Annotated in this window: 19 protein-coding genes and 1 tRNA gene; 5 read left to right on the plus strand and 15 right to left on the minus strand. The window is 42.2% G+C overall.

The window, feature by feature from the left end:
• Window positions 1-126 precede the first annotated feature (126 nt).
• Window positions 127-567, minus strand: coding sequence for a LytTR family transcriptional regulator (locus tag H8796_RS03290; protein ID WP_117936322.1), 441 nt, complete (start codon window positions 565-567; stop codon window positions 127-129).
• Window positions 568-613: 46 nt separating this feature from the next.
• The gene (locus H8796_RS03295; RefSeq protein WP_032851817.1) at window positions 614-838 is read right to left on the minus strand and encodes a hypothetical protein; all 225 of its coding nucleotides are present in this window, start codon (window positions 836-838) and stop codon (window positions 614-616) included.
• Window positions 839-1,060: 222 nt separating this feature from the next.
• On the opposite strand from H8796_RS03295, the gene H8796_RS03300 reads away from it, so the two are divergent.
• Window positions 1,061-1,486 (plus strand): hypothetical protein, encoded by a 426-nt coding sequence (locus H8796_RS03300; protein WP_147340108.1) that lies wholly within the window; start codon window positions 1,061-1,063, stop codon window positions 1,484-1,486.
• Between the two features lie 345 nt (window positions 1,487-1,831).
• On the opposite strand, the gene H8796_RS03305 is transcribed toward H8796_RS03300, so the two are convergent.
• From H8796_RS03305 to H8796_RS03320, 4 genes are all read right to left on the minus strand, one after another.
• Window positions 1,832-2,176, minus strand: a complete 345-nt coding sequence (locus tag H8796_RS03305; RefSeq protein ID WP_117936409.1) for a hypothetical protein — start codon at window positions 2,174-2,176, stop codon at window positions 1,832-1,834.
• Between the two features lie 159 nt (window positions 2,177-2,335).
• A complete protein-coding gene (locus tag H8796_RS03310; protein WP_117936318.1) occupies window positions 2,336-3,706 on the minus strand; it encodes a TolC family protein in 1,371 nt (456 codons plus the stop codon).
• Window positions 3,703-6,909, minus strand: coding sequence for an efflux RND transporter permease subunit (locus tag H8796_RS03315; protein ID WP_117936316.1), 3,207 nt, complete (start codon window positions 6,907-6,909; stop codon window positions 3,703-3,705). The genes H8796_RS03310 and H8796_RS03315 overlap by 4 nt, the downstream gene beginning before the upstream one ends.
• A gap of 22 nt (window positions 6,910-6,931) precedes the next feature.
• Window positions 6,932-8,041 (minus strand): efflux RND transporter periplasmic adaptor subunit, encoded by a 1,110-nt coding sequence (locus tag H8796_RS03320; RefSeq protein ID WP_370449193.1) that lies wholly within the window; start codon window positions 8,039-8,041, stop codon window positions 6,932-6,934.
• Window positions 8,042-8,334: 293 nt separating this feature from the next.
• Between H8796_RS03320 and H8796_RS03325 the strand changes: the two genes are divergently transcribed.
• A complete protein-coding gene (locus tag H8796_RS03325) occupies window positions 8,335-10,077 on the plus strand; it encodes a histidine kinase (RefSeq protein WP_117936312.1) in 1,743 nt (580 codons plus the stop codon).
• 17 nt (window positions 10,078-10,094) lie between these two features.
• Window positions 10,095-10,865, plus strand: coding sequence for a LytTR family DNA-binding domain-containing protein (locus H8796_RS03330; protein ID WP_117936407.1), 771 nt, complete (start codon window positions 10,095-10,097; stop codon window positions 10,863-10,865).
• Window positions 10,866-11,028: 163 nt separating this feature from the next.
• Here the strand turns inward: H8796_RS03330 and H8796_RS03335 are convergent, their stop codons facing one another.
• From H8796_RS03335 to H8796_RS03345, 4 genes are all read right to left on the minus strand, one after another.
• Entirely contained in the window at window positions 11,029-11,721 is a 693-nt protein-coding gene (locus tag H8796_RS03335; RefSeq protein ID WP_147340109.1) for a hypothetical protein, read from the minus strand.
• A gap of 64 nt (window positions 11,722-11,785) precedes the next feature.
• Window positions 11,786-12,109, minus strand: coding sequence for a hypothetical protein (locus tag H8796_RS03340; protein WP_199488037.1), 324 nt, complete (start codon window positions 12,107-12,109; stop codon window positions 11,786-11,788).
• A 12-nt stretch (window positions 12,110-12,121) separates the two neighbouring features.
• A complete protein-coding gene (locus H8796_RS25250; protein WP_199488038.1) occupies window positions 12,122-12,295 on the minus strand; it encodes a hypothetical protein in 174 nt (57 codons plus the stop codon).
• Window positions 12,296-12,524: 229 nt separating this feature from the next.
• Window positions 12,525-12,608, minus strand: a tRNA-Leu gene (locus tag H8796_RS03345).
• 164 nt (window positions 12,609-12,772) lie between these two features.
• Between H8796_RS03345 and H8796_RS03350 the strand changes: the two genes are divergently transcribed.
• Window positions 12,773-13,855 (plus strand): mannose-1-phosphate guanylyltransferase, encoded by a 1,083-nt coding sequence (locus tag H8796_RS03350; RefSeq protein WP_187343930.1) that lies wholly within the window; start codon window positions 12,773-12,775, stop codon window positions 13,853-13,855.
• Window positions 13,856-14,007: 152 nt separating this feature from the next.
• On the opposite strand, the gene H8796_RS03355 is transcribed toward H8796_RS03350, so the two are convergent.
• From H8796_RS03355 to rpsO, 3 genes are all read right to left on the minus strand, one after another.
• Window positions 14,008-15,657: an AMP-binding protein gene (locus tag H8796_RS03355; protein ID WP_117936309.1), complete on the minus strand. Its 1,650-nt coding sequence runs from the start codon at window positions 15,655-15,657 to the stop codon at window positions 14,008-14,010.
• Window positions 15,658-15,692: 35 nt separating this feature from the next.
• Window positions 15,693-16,268 carry a helix-turn-helix domain-containing protein gene (locus tag H8796_RS03360; RefSeq protein ID WP_004296396.1) on the minus strand — a complete coding sequence of 192 codons (576 nt, stop codon included), beginning with the start codon at window positions 16,266-16,268 and terminating at the stop codon, window positions 15,693-15,695.
• 184 nt (window positions 16,269-16,452) lie between these two features.
• Window positions 16,453-16,722, minus strand: a complete 270-nt coding sequence (rpsO, locus tag H8796_RS03365; RefSeq protein ID WP_004296393.1) for a 30S ribosomal protein S15 — start codon at window positions 16,720-16,722, stop codon at window positions 16,453-16,455.
• Window positions 16,723-16,877: 155 nt separating this feature from the next.
• Between rpsO and typA the strand changes: the two genes are divergently transcribed.
• Window positions 16,878-18,677 (plus strand): translational GTPase TypA, encoded by a 1,800-nt coding sequence (gene typA / locus H8796_RS03370; protein WP_009000948.1) that lies wholly within the window; start codon window positions 16,878-16,880, stop codon window positions 18,675-18,677.
• An 81-nt stretch (window positions 18,678-18,758) separates the two neighbouring features.
• On the opposite strand, the gene H8796_RS03375 is transcribed toward typA, so the two are convergent.
• Window positions 18,759-19,283: a chromate transporter gene (locus tag H8796_RS03375; protein ID WP_004296410.1), complete on the minus strand. Its 525-nt coding sequence runs from the start codon at window positions 19,281-19,283 to the stop codon at window positions 18,759-18,761.
• Complete coding sequence (locus H8796_RS03380; RefSeq protein WP_117938098.1) at window positions 19,280-19,837, minus strand: chromate transporter; 558 nt, start codon at window positions 19,835-19,837, stop codon at window positions 19,280-19,282. Before H8796_RS03380 ends, H8796_RS03375 begins: the two co-directional genes overlap by 4 nt.
• Between the last annotated feature and the right edge of the window lie 15 nt (window positions 19,838-19,852).

Raw genomic sequence — 19,852 nt, forward strand, 5'->3', positions numbered from 1 at the left:
TACGTTATTAAAAAACGCACAGAAAGTATCCAAATGAACAAATATATTCAAATGGACAAAAAGCAGGATTATACTTCTTAAAAAAGTGTTTATCCTGCATTTTTTATTTGCTACTACTATTTATACTCAGAAACTCGGATATTTTTCTTTGAGCTTCCTCAAAAAAGGAGGAGTAATCTGTAAATTTTCCACAGCGTTAAAGGGAGGAAGCAAGACACAATTATTCTCCTTTATCAGCACCAAATAACTTATATTCAAAATAAAAGATTGACTGATTTGTGTCAAAAAAGGATGATAGTTTAATATCATTTGTGAGTTTACACTCCTTTTCAGTTTTAAAACATGCCCATCATACAACATGGCTTCCCATTGTCTTCCTTTTGAATTATAGCGAAAATACCCGATCTCTCCTAAACGAATTAATTGTAAATTTCCTGTTGCAGTCGTACATAAAAAGATATCGTTCTGATCCCCGACTACAGAAGAAATCCGTATAGCAGCAAATTCACTGCCTGAAATAAAATTTCTCAATATTTTTTCCCGTTGACTACGATTATTCGTTTCCATAATATACTTCTATTTTTTTATATTTTCTGCTCCCAAACAACTACACTCAATACAAATCAACCGCTTCATTATGAATAACAGTTCCCTTCTTGTCTATTACTCCGCATTTACCCGACATATCGTACATGCTACTATAGACATCACCCTGATATTCGGAACTCTTACGCGCTGCGTAAAATTCAACACTCACAAGAATACTTACCCAGCATAAACATAACACTGCAATAAGACCAAGAACTCGCCCAAATGTAATTTTCTTTAATGTTTTCATTGTTTCATGTATTATTTTCATTACCCTTAAAAGATATTTATCTCTTTATGAAATATCAATCTTTGTCTCTTCACCATTTATATTGATATAGATGAAGAGTAAGAAGTAAATCTAACACTGCAGATAAAAAACTTTTCTATTGATAGATTACAGACTGATACTTCATCTATATTAGAAAACAGCTAAAAACAAGAATTATTAATTTCATCATTTTAGATGGTTATGAATAAGAATATAAAAGAAATGGGAGACGGCTTCTATATCGTGACTGAAGAGGGAAGCAACGAAATGGGCGGTTTTTGCTGCCATAATGTTGAACTCCGTAAACACGACGATCCATCTTTTTGCGCAGAAATACTTCGCAATCAACAATTCGTGAATTTCCCAGGACTGGCTCATGGGAAATGGGAAAAAGATATCACGATGGAGCATGTCATTAAAGAAAACAGATTCGCTAGTTTTATCTATCCATTTGTTGATGATAGAGCCGTATTCAGTTGGACAGTACAGCCTGACGGAAGATACTGGGCGGATGAAGATGGCTATGGGATGACAGATGACAATCAAGTGACCCTATACGCACTTTTTAATAAGGAAGGGCGTTTTATTACGTTATTTTCCGATCAGGTTCCTGAGCAAATTAAATAGATGCCACCCTATCCCTATATATGAATGCTCTAAAGAAGGATAAGGACACCTCTTTAGAGCTTATTTGATACTGTCCACTATTAGATAGATATAACTACCATTACTTTTTTGCTTGTAGTTTCTCTTTAACTTCATATTCTTCATTATCTCATAAAAAAATCGCTCCACCTAAGTTGAATATATGTTTTCACCTTAAATAGAGAACATACATCCAACTTTAGTAGAACGAAAACTAAAATGTAGATTAAATAAATATTTATGAAAGAACAGGAAATAAACATAGCCTCATAACAGACAATCTTTTATAATCATCCATATGATAAGTTTAGCTTAAATTCACAGTACTTATTTTGCTTTTTTCTTTTTCTTCGCGTTATCCTTCTTACGCATATCCTGATACTTCTTATATTGTTCATCGGTCAGAATGCTTTTTATTTTAGCATCGACTTCCTTCTTTTTCTTTTGCATTTCTTCTCGTGAAGGTTTTTCATCCGATTTATTTTTTGCAGGTCTCATCTCTTCCATTGCAGCTTTAAAATCTTTGGCCTGCTTTTCATTCAGTCCCAAATCGGTAACCATTTTTTCTATGCGTTTCTCTCTATCAGCTTTTCCTTTCTGGTGATTTTGAGCCATACATACAGTTGAGCCAATCAATAGTGCAACTGCCAAACTTAAAATTTGCTTTCTCATAATTCTAAATATCATATTAAGTGAGTAATGTATGTTAGACCTCACAAAAGCTTGAAAGTTAATTCTACGATGAAAAGAAAATCTGCTTTTTTACATTATTTATTGTTTCTCCACATTATAAATATTCAGCCGGATATGAGTGTCATTCAATTATTTCCACTACTCTTCCCTACCTCCTCCTAGTGCCTGATACAGATTGATTATTCCTTGTATCTCCTGAAACCGGTTACTCACCTGTGTCAACTGTGCTGTCAGTAGAGTTTGCTGGGCGGTGAGGACTTCAAGATAAGTGGAATTTCCATGTTGCATAAGCAGCTGTGTGCTGGTAACAGCCGTTTGTAGAGAAGAAATCTGACGCTGGTAAAGATCGGACTTATCCCGGGCCGTTTGATTTTGCTTCAAAGCGTTGTTCACTTCAGCACCGGCATTGAGTAGGGTTTGCGTGAAAGACAACTTCGCTTCTTCCTGTTGCGCTTTAGCTATTTTTAGACGGGCTATATTCTGCCCCTTATTAAATAAGGGCTGCGTTAGGGAGCCAACAGCTGACAGCAACAACTTACCCGGATTCATAACCACCTCACCTACTCCATTTGTCCACCCGGCAGAACCGCTGAGGGTGATGGATGGATAAAAGGCAGAGCGTGCCTCATTAGTCGTGTAAAAGGCTTGCGCTAAAGCCAATTCTGATGATCTGACATCAGGACGATTAGCAAGAAGTTGTAAAGGGATACCTACGGATAAATCCTGTGGCAAAACCTGTCCGTCCAGTGTGCCACGACGGATAAATTGCGGAGTTTCTCCCAGCATCAGACAAAGACTGTTTTCCGCCTGCCTGATTTGTTCCTTTAGATCCAAAACAGTGGTACAGATGGAATAGTAGGTGGCTTCGGTTTGTGCCAAACCTGCTTCGTTACCTTGACCGGCATTCTTCAAAGCTTGCATAACGCGTACACTTTCTTTCCATTTTACTTCTGTTTCCTCGGAGATGGCCAATTGAGCATCCAGCATTAAAAGTGTGTAATAGGTATTCGCCAGATTGGCTATCAATTGTGTCTTAACAGCGAGTTCATATTCCTGACTTTGAATATAAAGAGCTTTAGCACGACGGTTGGCATTCGTCAGCCGACCGAAGATATCAATTTCCCAAGAGGAAGTAATAGGCAGGGAATAGCTCTGTCCAGCTTTCCCCTTATCGAAACTACTTACAGTGCCCTGCGGTGAAAAAGCGAATGAGGGCAGATAAGCCAGGCGGGCCGAACTAAGCGAAGCACGGGCTTCTTCCACTCGCCAGTGAGCGGACTGTAGATCAGTGTTATTCCGCAACCCCTGCTCAATGAGGGATTGCAGATGAGGATCGACGAACAATTGACGCCAATTCAACTTGGCAATATTATGAATTGTATCAGAAACCGTTTCCGCCGCCCCAAAAAGATCTTCAGGGACGGTCGTTGCCGGTTGATATTTTGTATAGATGCCGCAACTACTCAGCATGAGCGTCGTTATGGCAAGGGTGATGATATTTCTTTTCATTTCTTCTTATTCTCCAAATATTGTTTTCTTTCTTCATCGGCTTTCTCCACCTCTTCCTTTATCTGCCAGTCGGCAACAGTGGCATCAAACTGAATCGGTCGCACTTTCTCCTGTATTGCCTGGAAGACAATAAACATAGCCGGCACAATGAATAACAGTGCCAATGTACCCACCAGCATACCGCCTACCACACCCGTACCGAGTGAACTGTTTCCGTTGGCTCCTACGCCAGATGCTAACATCAGAGGTACCATACCGAAAATCATAGTCAGCGCTGTCATAAGAATAGGACGCAAACGATCTTTAGCAGCAATAAGCGCAGCAGACGTCAGGCTCATACCGGCACGACGGCGCTCGGTAGCATATTCGGTGAGAAGAATAGCTGTTTTTGCCAACAGACCGATAAGCATGATAAGTCCCGTTTGCAGATAGATATTATTTTCCAATCCAAGCAATTTGGCAAAGAGGAAGCTACCCATCAATCCGGCCGGAACACTAAGCAGGACGGCAAACGGAACGAAGAAACTCTCATAAAGCGCACTCAATAGCAGATAAACCATCAATAGGCAGATAGCAAAGATCACGATGGTGGTATTACTCTGATTGCTCTCCTCTCGCGCCAGTCCGCCAAAATCGAAATCATAGTTGGCGGGAAGCACACGGGCAGCAGTTTCCTGTACGGCACGGATGGCTTCACCCGAACTGTACCCTTCGGCAGGCATGGTATTGAGTGCAATGGAGTTATACATATTAAAACGGTTCAGGCTCTCGGCTCCATATACTTTGGTCAGTGTGACGAACTGACTCAACGGCGCCATCTCTCCATTGCTCAAGCGAACAAAATGACGGTTGAGCGAAGCCTCATCCAAACGATAATTCGGATCAGCTTGCACCATCACACGATAGACGCGCGAAAAGCGGTTAAAGTTACTGACATAGCTACCTCCATAATATCCCCCCAAGGTAGAAAGTACCTCATCAGGCATGATTCCGGCACGCAGACACTTAGCAGCATCCACATCGACCTGCCACTGGGGATAGTTGATTTCGAAAGATGAAAAAACCATTGCCAGTTCAGGCCGCTGATTCAACGAGTCGATAAACTGGCGAGTGATGCTGAAAAACTCTGTGAGATCACCTCCAGCCTTGTCCTGCATTTGGATATCGAGCGCATTACCCATATCATAACCAGGTATCATACCCGGAGCCATGGCAAAAACTGTGGCATCCTTGATATCTCCGGTACGGGCATAAATCTGTCCGATTACTGCCTGCACGTGATCTTCTTCCTCCGGTCGTTCATCCCACGGAGTAAGGCGAACAAAGAAAATACCGGAAGAATTACCCGCACCACCCATTGACCAACCGGTCACTTTGAGTACCTGTTTCACCTGTGGGATTTGCTGAATACGTTCTTCTACACGGTTCATAATGCCATCGGTAGCATAGAGTGAGTTACCCGGCGCAGTGGATACGGCAACAAACACCAGTCCCTGATCTTCATCGGGCACAAGGCCTGTTTTGGTGCTGTTCATCAACAAGGCAAGGATTACGACTGTCCCGGCAACAAAGGCACCTGTCAACCATTTGCGACGGATAAAGAAGAGAACTCCTTTTTTATACCGCTCTGACAATGATTCGAACGCAGTGTTGAACGCACGGCGGAAACGGGCTGCGAAGTTTTGCTTCTGTGTGCCGTCCTCATTGGTATAGGGTCGCAGAATCAAGGCGCAGAGGGCAGGACTTAATGTCAATGCATTGATGGTAGAAATACCTACCGCCACAGCCATTGTCAGACCGAACTGCGTATAGAATGTACCCGAAGTCCCACTCATGAAAGACACCGGAATAAATACCGCCATAAACACCAGTGAAGTGGTAACGATAGCACCCGACAGTCCTTTCATTGCATCCACACTGGCCATATAGGGCGAACGGTAGCCGGAATCGAACTTGGATTGCGCTGCCTCGACCACAATAATGGCATCATCCACCACTGTACCAATGACCAGCACTAATGCGAAAAGCGTAATCAAATTGATACTGAATCCTACCAACGCCATGAAAGCGAAAGTTCCGATAAGAGAAACAAAAATACCCACCAGCGGAATAAGTGTAGAACGAATATCCTGTAAGAAAACATATACCACAAGGATTACCAGCAGAATCGCTTCAATCAGTGTCTTCAATACCTCATGGATAGAGGCGAAGAGAAATTCGTTAGTACTCATCAGCTGGGTTATTTCCGCCCCTTTGGGGAGACGTTTGGAAGCATCTGCCAGAAAAGCGTCAATCTCACGATTAATCTCTGTGGCATTAGAACCGGCAGTCTGATAAACCATACATGACACACCGGGTTTACCATTGAAACTACCTTGATAAGAATACGATTCTTGTCCGAGACTGATGTTGGCAATCTCTTTTAAACGAAGTACCTCACCATTCTTAGTGCTGCGGATCACGATCTCTCCAAATTCTTCGGGAGTCATTAATCGACCGCGGTATTTCATGGTATACGCTTTAGCTTCCTTGGAATTCTCACCAATAGAGCCTGTTGCAGCTTCAATGTTTTGTGAGGCCAGTGCAGCAGTCACGTCGGAAGGAATCAGCTTGTACTGTGCCATGACGTCAGGTTTAAGCCATACGCGCATGGAATAGACACCACCCATCACCTGCACATCTCCCACTCCGGAAATACGCAAGATGGCAGGTTTCAAGTTAATATTGATATAGTTCGAGAGAAAGTTCTCGTCTAATGAGCTATCGGGACTATGCAAGGTAAATATCTGGAGCATACCGTTCTGTCGCTTGTTGACACTGACACCCACACGGGTCACTTCCGCAGGAAGTTGTCCGGCAGCTTTTGACACACGGTTCTGTACATTGACAGCAGCCATGTCCGGATTGGTACCTTGCTTAAAGTAAATAGTTATTTCGGCTGAACCGGCATTGGAAGCACTGGAAGTCATATAAGTCATGTCTTCCACACCATTGATGGCTTCCTCCAACGGAGCGATGACACTCTTCTGCACCGTTTCAGCACTGGCACCGTCGTATGCAGTGTACACCTGAACAGTAGGCGGGGCAATATCAGGATATTGCTCCACGGGTAGGGTGAATAACCCGATAATCCCCACCACTACAATCACAATGGAAAGGACGGCGGAGAGCACGGGGCGTTCTATAAATATTCGTAAGTTCATTGTTTTTTCAATTTTGAGTTAGTTACTTCTTCTTTGTTATCGGCATTCCATCCTGTAGTAGTCCGACACCTTCTGTCACGATTTCATCCCCTACGGCAAGTCCATTCGTCACGATGTAATCCTGTCCACCGTCCACACGCTCCACACTTATTTGGGTAGAATGCGTTTTGCCATCCACTACCTTATAGACAAAGACCTTGTCTTGCACTTCGTAAGTTGCTGCACGAGGAATGATGATACCGTCTTTGTAGACCGATGGAACCACCACATTTCCCGAGCTTCCACTATGCAGCAGTCCGTTCTTGTTGGGGAATGCTGCCCGTACACTGACGGTTCCTGTCGAAGCATCCACTACTCCGCTGATAGTTGCTATAATACCTTTTTCTTCGTAGGTAGTCCGGTCATTCAGCACCAGTTCGATGGCAGGCATCGACTGCAAAGCCTTCTCTTTAGAACCATATTGGCGAATGAGTCCTAAGAGTTGATTTTCCGTCATTGAGAAGTAAACATACATGTCCGAGTTGTCTGATACGGTAGTCAGTGGCTGTGCCATTCCGGCACTAACAAGTGTACCAACGCGATAGGGAAGTGTACCAATCACTCCATCCGAGGGACTTTTCACTTCGGTGTAGGAAAGGTCATTGGCAGCACTCAGCTCCTGCGCTTTGGCTTGTGCGCATCCGGCTTTTGCCATCAACAAATTATTCTCGGCCGTTTTCAATTCATAAGCCGAAATGACGTTTTGAGCAAAGAGTTCTTTCTTGCTATCGTAAGTCAGTTGTGCCGTAGCCAATGTTGCATCGGCTGCTTCCATATTCGCCCGGGCTGTGGCCAAAGCTGCCTGATAGGGAACCTGGTCGATAATGAAAAGCACTTGTCCACGTTTCACCGCCTGTCCCTCGTTTACACACAATCGGGTAATGGTTCCCGTCACCTGCGGAAAGATAGCAATATCCTGCTTACCCTGGATAGCCGCTGGGTATTGAGTAAAAAGAGTTTTATTGACTGGTGCCACCTGCATCGTCGCATATTCCGATACAGACTGCGAATATTCTCCTCCTCCGTTCTTGCATCCGGCAAGAGTAAGGAGTGTTGTCAGCATGAAGATTTGCCACATTTTGTTTGTTTCCATTTTCATAAAATTCAATGTATTATAGTGATTGATTAGTTCTCACAAGAGCGGTGCAAAAGTAGGTGTCAGCGCCCGCTCCCACAATGTAATTCTGGTCAAAGCCGGATTTTTGGGGGACGAAACCGCAGAGATAAGTGGTGAAACGGAATGAATGAAGCCAAATACCTATCCCCTCCATATAAAGTTATGATGAAGATGTAATGCTATTTGGTATTATTTACTACTTTTGCCCAAACAAAGATAAGAGTCCATCCTAATAAATAGACTTGCATTTCAGACTTGATTACGCAGTTATGATAAGAAAACGTATTTATCTCACAGCCGCAATATCCCTGCTTGTAGTAAGCTTTTCCGCTTACTACCTCTATCGCGTGAACCGCTCCGCATGCAGCCGCCTGGAGTATGCCAACGGACTCATTGAAGTGAATCCACGAAAAGCACTGGCAGATGTGGAACAGATAAACCGTACTTTCTTGAGCGAAAGGAACTATATGATGTGCGATTTAGTAAAAGCCGGTGCTCTCATCGGCATACAAGAATATCTTGTGCCGGATTCGCTACTTAACATCGTCAGTCCTTACTTCAAATATAAAGCGGACTCACTACACCTGACAGAAATATATTACTACCGGGGCGAGATAGCCCGTCACTCTAATTTCCTGCTTGAAGCCGTAGAATATTTCACCCTCTGCACACAATACAACAACGATGTGTACGATCTTCGCGAACTAAACTTCTACCTCAACAACTTCAAAGGGCAGGTTTACCACACTAAACACATGATGAAAGAAGAGAAAGAGGCCAAACTCGCCGCCCTCTCTCTGGCCAGGGAACTAAACAATCCCTCTCTCATTGCCGAAGCCTACTCTGAACTCACCCACTATTACGCCCGGACAAATGATGGCGAAGAGAGTATTCCTCTGCTCAAAACTGCTTCTATGAAAGGTTACTCCGGCTCCTTGCAAGCCCGGTTATTATTCCTCCTTAGCGAAAAATATGCCGACAAGCACATGCCTGACTCCGCTCGTATCTATGCTCTGCAAATCCCGCATTTATATCAGGACTCAGTCGACTATCTGCTCGGCAAGATACATTCCGATCTTCAACAAATCGATTCCGCTCGTTTTTACCTAAACCGAAGCAGTCAGAGCAACAACCCCTTCATCTGCCTGAAAGCCTATCGCCAGTTGACAGATCTGAATATACGTACCGGTTCTCTCAATGGTGTATCAGACTGCTTGGAAAGACTGACGCATTATCAAGCACAGATAGACAGCATCGCTTATAACGAGGACCTTGCTCAAATTGAGAATGTGGATAAACTTCGAAAAACAATCCGTGACTCCGAAGTCGCAGAGGCAGAATACTACCGGTACTGGGTCTTCTATTGCTGGATTATTGTCATTGCTTTTACCGTCATCCTCATTCTAATGTCTATCTCCATCATTCTGCAAAAGAAGAAAAAAAAACTGCAACTGAAACGTCAGCAATCACGCCTTGACGCGCTGAAGATGCAGATAGACCCGCATTTTATATTCAATAATCTCAGCATCCTGCTCGACCTGGTAGAGACGGGAGATGCCACAGCTCCCATCTACATCAAATGTCTCTCCAAAGTTTATCGGCATATCGTAGCTAATGTAGATAAGAACCTTTCATCCGTTGCCGATGAATTATCCAGTCTGGAGGCTTATATCTTCCTACTCAAAATACGGTTTGAGGATGCCATACAGGTAGAAGTACAAGTTCAGGACGCTATCCGCGAGAGACAGATCCCTCCCATTGTATTGCAGATGTTACTGGAGAATGCTATCAAGCACAATCAAGTGTCGGAAGAAGCACCGCTATTCATCCGTGTATATTCTGATGGGAACAAATTGGTAGTGGAAAACAACTGCAAACCTCTTACTCCGAACTCTTCCACCCACCACATCGGGCTACGAAATATCAAAGAGCGATATCAGCTCACTGGTGCTCCCGCCCCTGAAATCTATCACGATGAACACATCTATCGTGTCACCCTTTCAACGCTTTAAACGAAATGATAAATTCCATGAAAATTCTGATTATAGAAGACGAAAACCACAGTGCCGAACGCCTGCAACGTTACATCTGTGCACTGCACCCTGATTACGAAATTTCCGGCATCACCAAAAGTATTGTCCAAAGCATAGATTTCCTCCAACAGGAACAGCCGGATCTGATATTCTCCGACATCCGCCTACAGGATGGATTAAGTTTTGACATTTTCCGCCAAGTGAAGATAGTCTCGCCCATCATTTTCACCACTGCCTATGACCAGTATGCTATACAAGCATTTAAATTCAATAGTATCGACTATTTGCTGAAGCCTATCGACTCGGATGAATTGGAAGCAGCTATACAAAAAGCGATAAAAAGAATATCCCCCTCATCTCCTATTACCACTGCCCCCAACCTGGAACAGCTATTGGAATACCTGGGTGGGGCTATTTCCACCCCTCATTATCGGGAAAGATTTCTGGTATCCCGCAGAGACGAATATATCACTATCGAAGTCCAAAACGTCTGTTTCATTCACTCTCAACAGAACATAACCCGTCTTTATCTGACGGATGGTACCTCTGCCACCATTCCTTCCACATTGGACCAATTGGAAAAGGAAATGAACCCTGCTTCTTTCTTCCGTGCAAACCGTCAGCATATGATACAGGTGGGACACATTAAGAAAGTCAGCAACTGGTTCAACTATAAATTAAAGGTAGAAATGAATGGGTATCCGCAGGAGGAAATTTTGATAAGCCGGGAGAAAGCTGCCACATTCAAGAAATGGCTGGACAAATAACGACTGACTAGCTCTATAATCAATGATTTGCTGGGGTGTCATACCCAAGCTCAGGACACCCTGCAAACACTGGCAGTACATAGTACAACAACACGCTACACAACTACAACCTATAAAAGTAATAATCCGGAATTATTCTATTAATGAAAAGTCCGAAAGACCACTAATCATAGTAATAAAATACCGGTACTTTTTTCTTTAATGCGGGGATGTATATTTCATCCTGCTTTATCAGATCATCCACGAAAGTAATATCAAAACCCGTTACTTTATTCTTGTATTTACCATCAGTCGCCAGAAATACAGAAAAAGAATTCCGGGTTACTCCGCGAGTCACCGCCACATGAAGAGTTTCTACTTTTGTATCGGCTTCGTTATAGATATATTTCTTGCTTGTGGGATATTCATCTATCTGAGACGGTTCTTTATAAATCCTTTCTACATCTTCCAATGTTGATTTTCCACTTTCAATATTTCCGGGCAGTGCAAAACTTATAAATTCCTTATCCTCATACGCAATATCCGATCTCAAGGAAAAAATAATGCTTTCACGAATCGTCAAGCCCTCCTCTGTGGGATTGATAAAAATAGCATCTATTTTTTGCCCTTTCTGATTGACAAGAGTGACTTCCATATACCCGCCCATTGTGACTTGTTGTATTCCAGCATCTTTATATTCGAGGTTCCAGCCCGCCTTTTCCATGTCTGCAAGAGTACATGGCAAAAAGACTTCATGATTGTCTATCATCAACTTGAATGTCTCCACCGATGTCTCCTCGTTTTTCTTCTGGGCGTGGGTACAACTACTAAATCCCCAATATAGCAGGCTCATTATCAAATATATCTTTAGTTTCATAATCCTATGTTCTGATGTGTGCTGACAAAGATTTGCCAATGAAATATGTCGTTCAAAATACTTATTATGCACGCTCAGCATATAAATCCACATTTATATACCATTCGCCGTCGTCTTTTACAGTTACATTCTGCCAATGGAATTTACGCTCCTCAATTTTAACGAAAACCCATTTCTTTCTTTTATCGTCCATATTCGTAAGAACGATCATATCATCCTGCTTCCTTGCTTCAAGTCGCATAATTTTCCCTGTATAACAGTAGACAATATCCCAAGCATGTGTATCCGGATTGTAGATACGAAGTGTTGTTCCGTACTCAGTGAGAAGATGAGGGGTTTCATTTTTTATATCCCGCGAAGGCAAAATAATAACATCTTGTACTGCCATACCTTCAAGAACTCATGAAAAATGCCATTCTCCTTTAGTAGAACAGGACATGTTGTGGTCAATATAATCGAAATTCCAGCTACCAATCAGTTTCCCGAAATAATTAAATTCTTCGGGCAGTTCCACACTCTTGCCATTACTTGTCAACGCATCTACAAATGACAACACAATTTGCTTATTTTCCATATTAATAATATGAATTGATTTTAAAGCTCTACAGAAAAGACATTAGCAAAAAATATACTTTTTCCATGATAGACTGTCTTTATTGTTACTTTCCTCAAAAGTACTTCTGATATAACATTCTACCAAACAAAATGACTGTTTTCTTACCGTCATTTTACACATGTGGGGAAACTTAAATAAAACAAAAAAGCTAAGTAGTTGATTACTCAATACTTAGCTTTCTTTTCTGTACCCAGACCCGGGGTCGAACCGGGATGGAAGTGAATCCACTGGTGTTTGAGACCAGCGCGTCTACCGATTCCGCCATCTGGGCGCATACTTGATTTCTCAATTGCGGTGCAAAGATACGACATTATTTTGAATCCACAATAGTTTGGCAAAAAAAAGGAGAAAAAAATAATAAAACATATCTTAAACACTTCTCTATTCAGAGAATAAACCGTACATTAGCAGAAACTTTAAAATAGAGTCACTATCATGACAAACCAGGATAATTATTGCGTGATTATGGGTGGCGGCATTGGAAGCCGCTTCTGGCCGTTTAGCCGCAAAACATTGCCCAAACAATTCTTAGATTTCTTCGGAACGGGTCGTTCACTTTTACAGCAGACTTTTGACCGGTTCCAAAAGGTTATTCCAACAGAAAACATTTTCATCGTTACCAATGCAATGTATGCAGACTTAGTGAAAGAACAATTGCTTGAAGTGAGCGAAAACCAAATTCTGCTGGAACCTGCAAGACGAAACACTGCTCCATGTATAGCATGGGCTTCTTACCACATCCGGGCACTGAATCCAAACGCCAATATCGTAGTTGCACCTTCAGACCATTTAATTTTAAAAGAGGATGAGTTTCTTGCCGCTATCGAAAAAGGACTTGATTTTGTTTCACGCTCTGAAAAACTACTAACATTAGGTATTAAACCCAATCGTCCGGAAACAGGATATGGATATATACAAATAGATGAACCCGCAGGAGGAAACTTCTACAAAGTAAAAACATTCACTGAAAAACCTGAATTGGAATTAGCTAAAGTATTCGTAGAAAGCGGAGAATTTTACTGGAATTCCGGCCTGTTTATGTGGAATGTAAACACAATCATCAAAGCAAGTGAAGACTTGTTGCCTGAATTAGCTTCCAAACTGGCACCGGGAAAAGATATTTATGCCACCGATAAGGAAAAAGCATTTATTGAAGAAAATTTCCCCGCATGTCCTAATGTATCCATCGACTTCGGTATTATGGAAAAAGCGGATAACGTGTATGTATCGTTAGGAGATTTTGGCTGGTCTGACCTTGGAACCTGGGGATCACTTTATGACTTATCGGAAAGAGACCCGGAAGGCAATGTCACTCTGAAATGCCACTCGCTTATTTATAATAGTAAAGATAATATGGTAGTACTTCCCAAAGGAAAACTGGCCGTAATCGATGGATTGGAAGGATTTCTAATAGCAGAATCCGACAATGTTCTTTTAATCTGCCGCAAAGATGAAGAACATGCCATCCGTAAATATGTGAATGACGCCCAAATGCAACTGGGTGACGATTTCATTTAGCAGCGCAACACTTAGCTGCTATAACAAAAGCCGGATAAGACAATAATATAAATAATGAACGGTGAACTCTCTGCAAACAATCATGCAGTTCGTTCACCGTTCATCGTTTATTATATCGAAAAACTTTGTGTGTCCTTAAACAATCACAGGCCTTAGATAATTTCTATTCCCTGCTCTTTACAAAGCTGTAATCCCAGATCCTTCAATCTGAACTTCTGAATCTTTCCACTACCTGTCATCGGGAATTCATTCACAAAGAAGATATATTTCGGAATCTTATAACGGGATATCTTATTTCTACAAAAATCACGAACATCAGCTTCCTGCATTTTCACACCTTCCTGCAAGATAATAAATGCTCCGACTGCCTCACCGTATTTCTTAGAAGGAATACCTGCCACCTGAACATCTTTCACTCCATCAAGTTTATAAAGAAACTCCTCTATTTCGCGCGGATAAATATTCTCGCCACCCCGGATTATCATATCCTTGATACGTCCGGTAATTCGGTAATTTCCATCTTCATCCTTGATACCCAAATCACCGGAATGCAAGAAATTGTTTTCATCAAGCACTTCTGCTGTTGCTTCCGGATTTTTATAATATCCTTTCATGGTGTTATATCCACGGTTGCACATCTCACCTTGTACGCCAACCGGACATTCTTCACCAGTTTCCGGGTCGATCACTTTTACTTCCGTAAATTCAAAATCACGTCCTACCGTATTACAACGTACATCAAACGGATCATCAATACGAGAAGCTGTCATACCCGGTGCAGTCTCTGTCAGTCCATACACACTGGTCACCTTCATATACATTTTCTCTTCCACCTGCTTCATCAGTTCAACAGGACATAGAGAACCTGCCATAATACCTGTACGAAGACAAGACATATCAAAGAGATCAAACATCGGATGATGCAACTCGGCAATAAACATAGTCGGTACTCCATAAAGAGCCGTGCAACGTTCTTTATGAATGGAAGCCAATACAATCAGCGGATCGAAACGTTCCACCATTACTTGCGTACAACCATGAGTCAGACAGTTCATGGTGGCCAACACCACTCCGAAACAATGGAATAACGGAACACAGCAGCAAAGTTTATCATCCGCCGTGAACTTCATGTGTTCACCAGTCAGAAATCCATTATTGGCAATATTATAATGTGTCAGCATTACTCCCTTCGGAAAACCGGTAGTTCCCGATGTATATTGCATATTCACCACATCGTGACAATCCACCTTGCTTTTGAGTTCTCTCAAACAGTCGTCTTCCACATTATTTCCCAATAACAGAATCTCCGCTGTATTATACATACCACGATGTTTCTCCTGCCCTACATACACTACATTTCTCATGTACGGAAAACGTTCACTCTTCAAATGCCCGCGTTCACAGGTTTTCAATTCGGGAAGCATTGTATAGGTCATCTGCACAAAGTCACTGTCCTTCTCGCCATTCACGATACAAAGCGTATGCATATCCGAGTTCTGGCAAAGATACTCCAACTCCGATTGTTTATAGTTTGTATTTACAGTAACATATACCGCACCGATCTTCGCACAAGCATACAACAATGTCAACCAATCGGGAACATTAGCCGCCCAGATACCCACATGGGTACCACGTTCCACACCAATGGCGATAAGCCCTTTCGCCATATCATCCACACGACGGTTCAACTGACTCCAGGTAAAACGGAGATTGCGGTCGGAATAAACGATATATTCCTTATCGGGAGTCTCTTCAGCCCAGTGCTCGAGCCACTGCCCCAAAGTACGATCAAATAATTGCATGTAATTATACTTAAGTCTTGGTTCCTACTATTTCATTAAATTGGCGTGTAAACTACTGCCAGGATTTTTGCAGCCTGCCCCTCGTAAGCATGTACATGATGAGGAACAATGGAATCATAATAAATGCTATCACCCTCTTCCAGCAAATAGGTATTCTTGCCGTAGCTGATTTCCATGATACCTTCCATAACCATGATAAATTCTTCCCCTTCATGAGAAGAAAGCACGAAGTCGGTATCTTCCGTTGGCATCACATCGATAATAAACGGTTCCATGTGACGATCCGCCTTTGACTTGGACAACGAGTGATATTCCATGTGTTTGCGAGAATGAATCGCGTTATTGGAGAAACTAATCGCATCTTTGGCTTCTTTCTTACGACAAACCACCGGTCCGACTTCATCCTGATCGTCAAGGAAAGTCCCCAGACGTACTCCCAACACACGCGCAATTTTAATTAGCGGTGCAAGAGAAGGTATATCAATGTTATTTTCAATACGTTCAACCTGTTCGATAGCCAAACCCGAACGTTGTGCCAACTCTTCTATGCTTATTGATTTATCTTCGCGGAGGGCTTTAATTTTTTCGCCAACAATCTTACTTGTATCCATTTTGAAAGCATTTTAGTTATCAAAGGTGATAAATTATAATAATTAAGCTGCAAAAATAGCAAAATCTTTAGATGAACACAATTATAACCGAAGAAAATACGACTATCAGGAAGAAAAAGAAGAAACTAAAAAAGCCGCTCCTCTATAATGAGGAACGGCTCTTAATCTTTTCGCGACAAGTAGATTACTTACGCAAACCGAGCTCTTTAACAATAGCACGATATCTTTCGATATCTCTTGCTTTCAGGTAATCGAGCAAGCGACGACGCTTACCTACCAACATTGTTAACGCTCTTTCAGTACTATAATCTTTTCTGTTGAGCTTCATGTGCTCAGTCAGGTGAGAAATACGGTAGGAAAACAAAGCCACCTGGGCCTCAGCTGAGCCGGTATCAGTGTTAGACTTTCCGTACTTTCCGAAGATTTCTTGCTTTTTAGCAGCGTCTAAATACATAATTCTTAGAATTTTAATTGATAAATTATTCTTTTGAGCGTGCAAAGATAGGCATTATCTTTATATCACACAACGATTTACAAGAAAAAATTGCTATCATTGCATATATTTCTAATCCTATTTTCGTACCTTTGCAGCCAAATAATAGGTATTATATGCAAAATATTCGAAACATTGCAATCATTGCCCATGTTGACCATGGGAAAACAACGCTGGTTGACAAGATGCTATTGGCCGGAAATTTATTCCGCAGCAACCAAAATAGTGGTGAACTTATCCTGGATAACAACGATTTGGAACGTGAACGTGGTATAACGATTCTCTCCAAAAACGTATCCATCAATTACAACGGTACAAAAATTAATATTATTGATACTCCGGGACACAGCGACTTCGGTGGTGAGGTAGAACGTGTATTGAATATGGCCGACGGTTGTATTCTGTTGGTAGACGCCTTCGAAGGTCCGATGCCCCAGACTCGGTTCGTACTGCAAAAAGCGCTGGAAATCGGTTTGAAACCTATCGTGGTAGTTAATAAGGTAGATAAGCCTAACTGCCGTCCGGAAGAAGTTTACGAAATGGTTTTCGATTTGATGTTCAGCCTGAACGCAACGGAAGACCAACTGGACTTCCCCGTAATCTATGGTTCCGCCAAAAACAACTGGATGAGCACCGACTGGAAGCAACAGACTGACAGTATTACTCCGCTACTGGATTGTATCATCGAAAATATTCCGGCACCTAAACAACTGGAGGGTACGCCCCAGATGTTGATTACTTCTCTGGATTATTCTTCTTATACCGGTCGTATCGCCGTAGGTCGCGTACATCGCGGTACATTAAAAGAAGGTATGAATATAACGCTTGCGAAACGCAACGGCGATATGTTCAAGAGCAAAATCAAAGAACTCCATGTTTTCGAAGGTTTAGGCCGCGTGAAAACAAACGAAGTTTCTTCCGGTGACATCTGCGCACTGGTAGGTATCGACGGATTCGAGATTGGAGATACAGTTTGTGATTTCGAAAATCCGGAAGCATTGCCGCCAATCGCTATTGATGAGCCGACCATGAGTATGTTGTTTGCGATCAACGATTCTCCTTTCTTCGGCAAGGATGGTAAGTTTGTGACTTCACGCCACATCCATGACCGCCTGATGAAAGAACTCGATAAGAACCTGGCTCTCCGTGTAAGGAAGAGTGAAGAAGACGGTAAATGGATTGTTTCCGGCCGTGGTGTACTCCACCTTTCTGTATTGATCGAAACGATGCGTCGTGAGGGATACGAATTACAGGTAGGTCAGCCGCAGGTTATCTTCAAAGAAATCGACGGTGTGAAATGCGAGCCGATTGAAGAGCTGACCATCAATGTTCCGGAAGAATACTCCAGCAAGATTATTGATATGGTTACCCGTCGTAAAGGCGAGATGGTGAAGATGGAAAACACCGGCGAACGTATCAATCTCGAATTCGATATGCCTTCACGTGGTATCATCGGATTGCGTACCAATGTACTGACTGCTTCTGCCGGCGAAGCCATCATGGCACACCGCTTCAAAGAATATCAACCGCACAAAGGAGAAATCGAACGTCGTACGAACGGTTCTATGATTGCTATGGAAAGTGGAACTGCTTTTGCTTATGCCATCGACAAATTGCAGGATCGCGGTAAGTTCTTTATCTTCCCGCAGGATGATGTTTATGCAGGACAAGTAGTAGGTGAGCATTCTCACGACAACGACTTGGTTATCAATGTTACCAAATCGAAGAAGTTGACGAATATGCGTGCTTCCGGTTCGGATGATAAAGTACGTCTGATTCCACCTATCCAGTTCTCACTTGAAGAAGCACTGGAATATATTAAGGAAGACGAATATGTAGAAGTTACTCCTAAAGCAATGCGTATGCGTAAAGTGATTTTGGACGAAATCGAACGCAAACGTGCAAACAAGAACTAACCATTCTTTCATAATATTATAAAAGAGAATCCCGGTAAAACGCAATGTTTAACCGGGGTTCTCTTTTTCCTATAAATATTACTAATACAGCAGCAATCCTACCACGCCCGCCAGACAAATCAACAGAATAGGATGAAGATTCCATTTCCATGTAACCAAAAAGGCGGCTGCGAAAATACCGATACTTTTATAGTCTATAAAATTCTCTCTATTCATCATAAGCAATGCAGCCGAAGCAATCAGGGCGACCGACATAGGAAGCAGTCCGGACATAGCCGCTTTAATATACTTATTATCCTTACACTTCGCAAAGAAATAAGAAATGAGCAACACCAAAATAAAAGAAGGCAAACAAACGGCTACAGTGGCCAACACAGCTCCCCAAACACTTTGTGTTACCGCATAACCTACGTAAGTAGCACTATTTATACCAATCGGTCCCGGAGTCATCTGCGAAATTGCGACCACATCCGTAAACTGTTGAGGAGTCAGCCAATGATGGAGATCCACTATTTCATGTTGAATCAGGGAAAGCATCGCATATCCACCCCCAAAACCGAACATACCTATTTTAAGATACACCCAAAGTAATTGCCAATATATCATACCTGTTTATTCGCTATTTTTTCTTTCAACCATAATGTATATACCAATCCCCCTATAATTCCGGCCAACACAATATAAATAGGTGATAAGCCGAACTGCCAGATCAACACGGTGGCTATGGCAGGAGCAACCAATTGCAAATACTTCAGTTTCAAAGCTCTAACAGCAGAAATGCAAGGAAACAGAATCAATGCTACCACGGCAGGACGTATTCCATTAAAGATACGAATCATCACTTCATTATCCTGAAACTGTGCAAAAAACATGGCTATCAGCATCATGATAACGAAAGAGGGAAGAATCGTAGCCAATGCACACACCAGGCTACCACCCACCTTATGCAACTTATACCCTACGAAAATGGAAATATTCACCGCAAACACACCCGGAAGCGACTGCGTCAAAGCAAACATCTCCATAAATTCTTCCTTATTCATCCATTGCTTGTTAACAATCTCCCGTTCAATCAACGGAATCATGGCATAACCGCCACCAATAGTAAACATCCCAATCTTCGCAAATGTCACGAATAATTTTAAATACTCCAGTACCATCCTTTCTTTCTAATT

The organism is Bacteroides sp. M10 (assembly GCF_014334015.1).
GTDB classification, from domain to species: domain Bacteria; phylum Bacteroidota; class Bacteroidia; order Bacteroidales; family Bacteroidaceae; genus Bacteroides; species Bacteroides intestinigallinarum.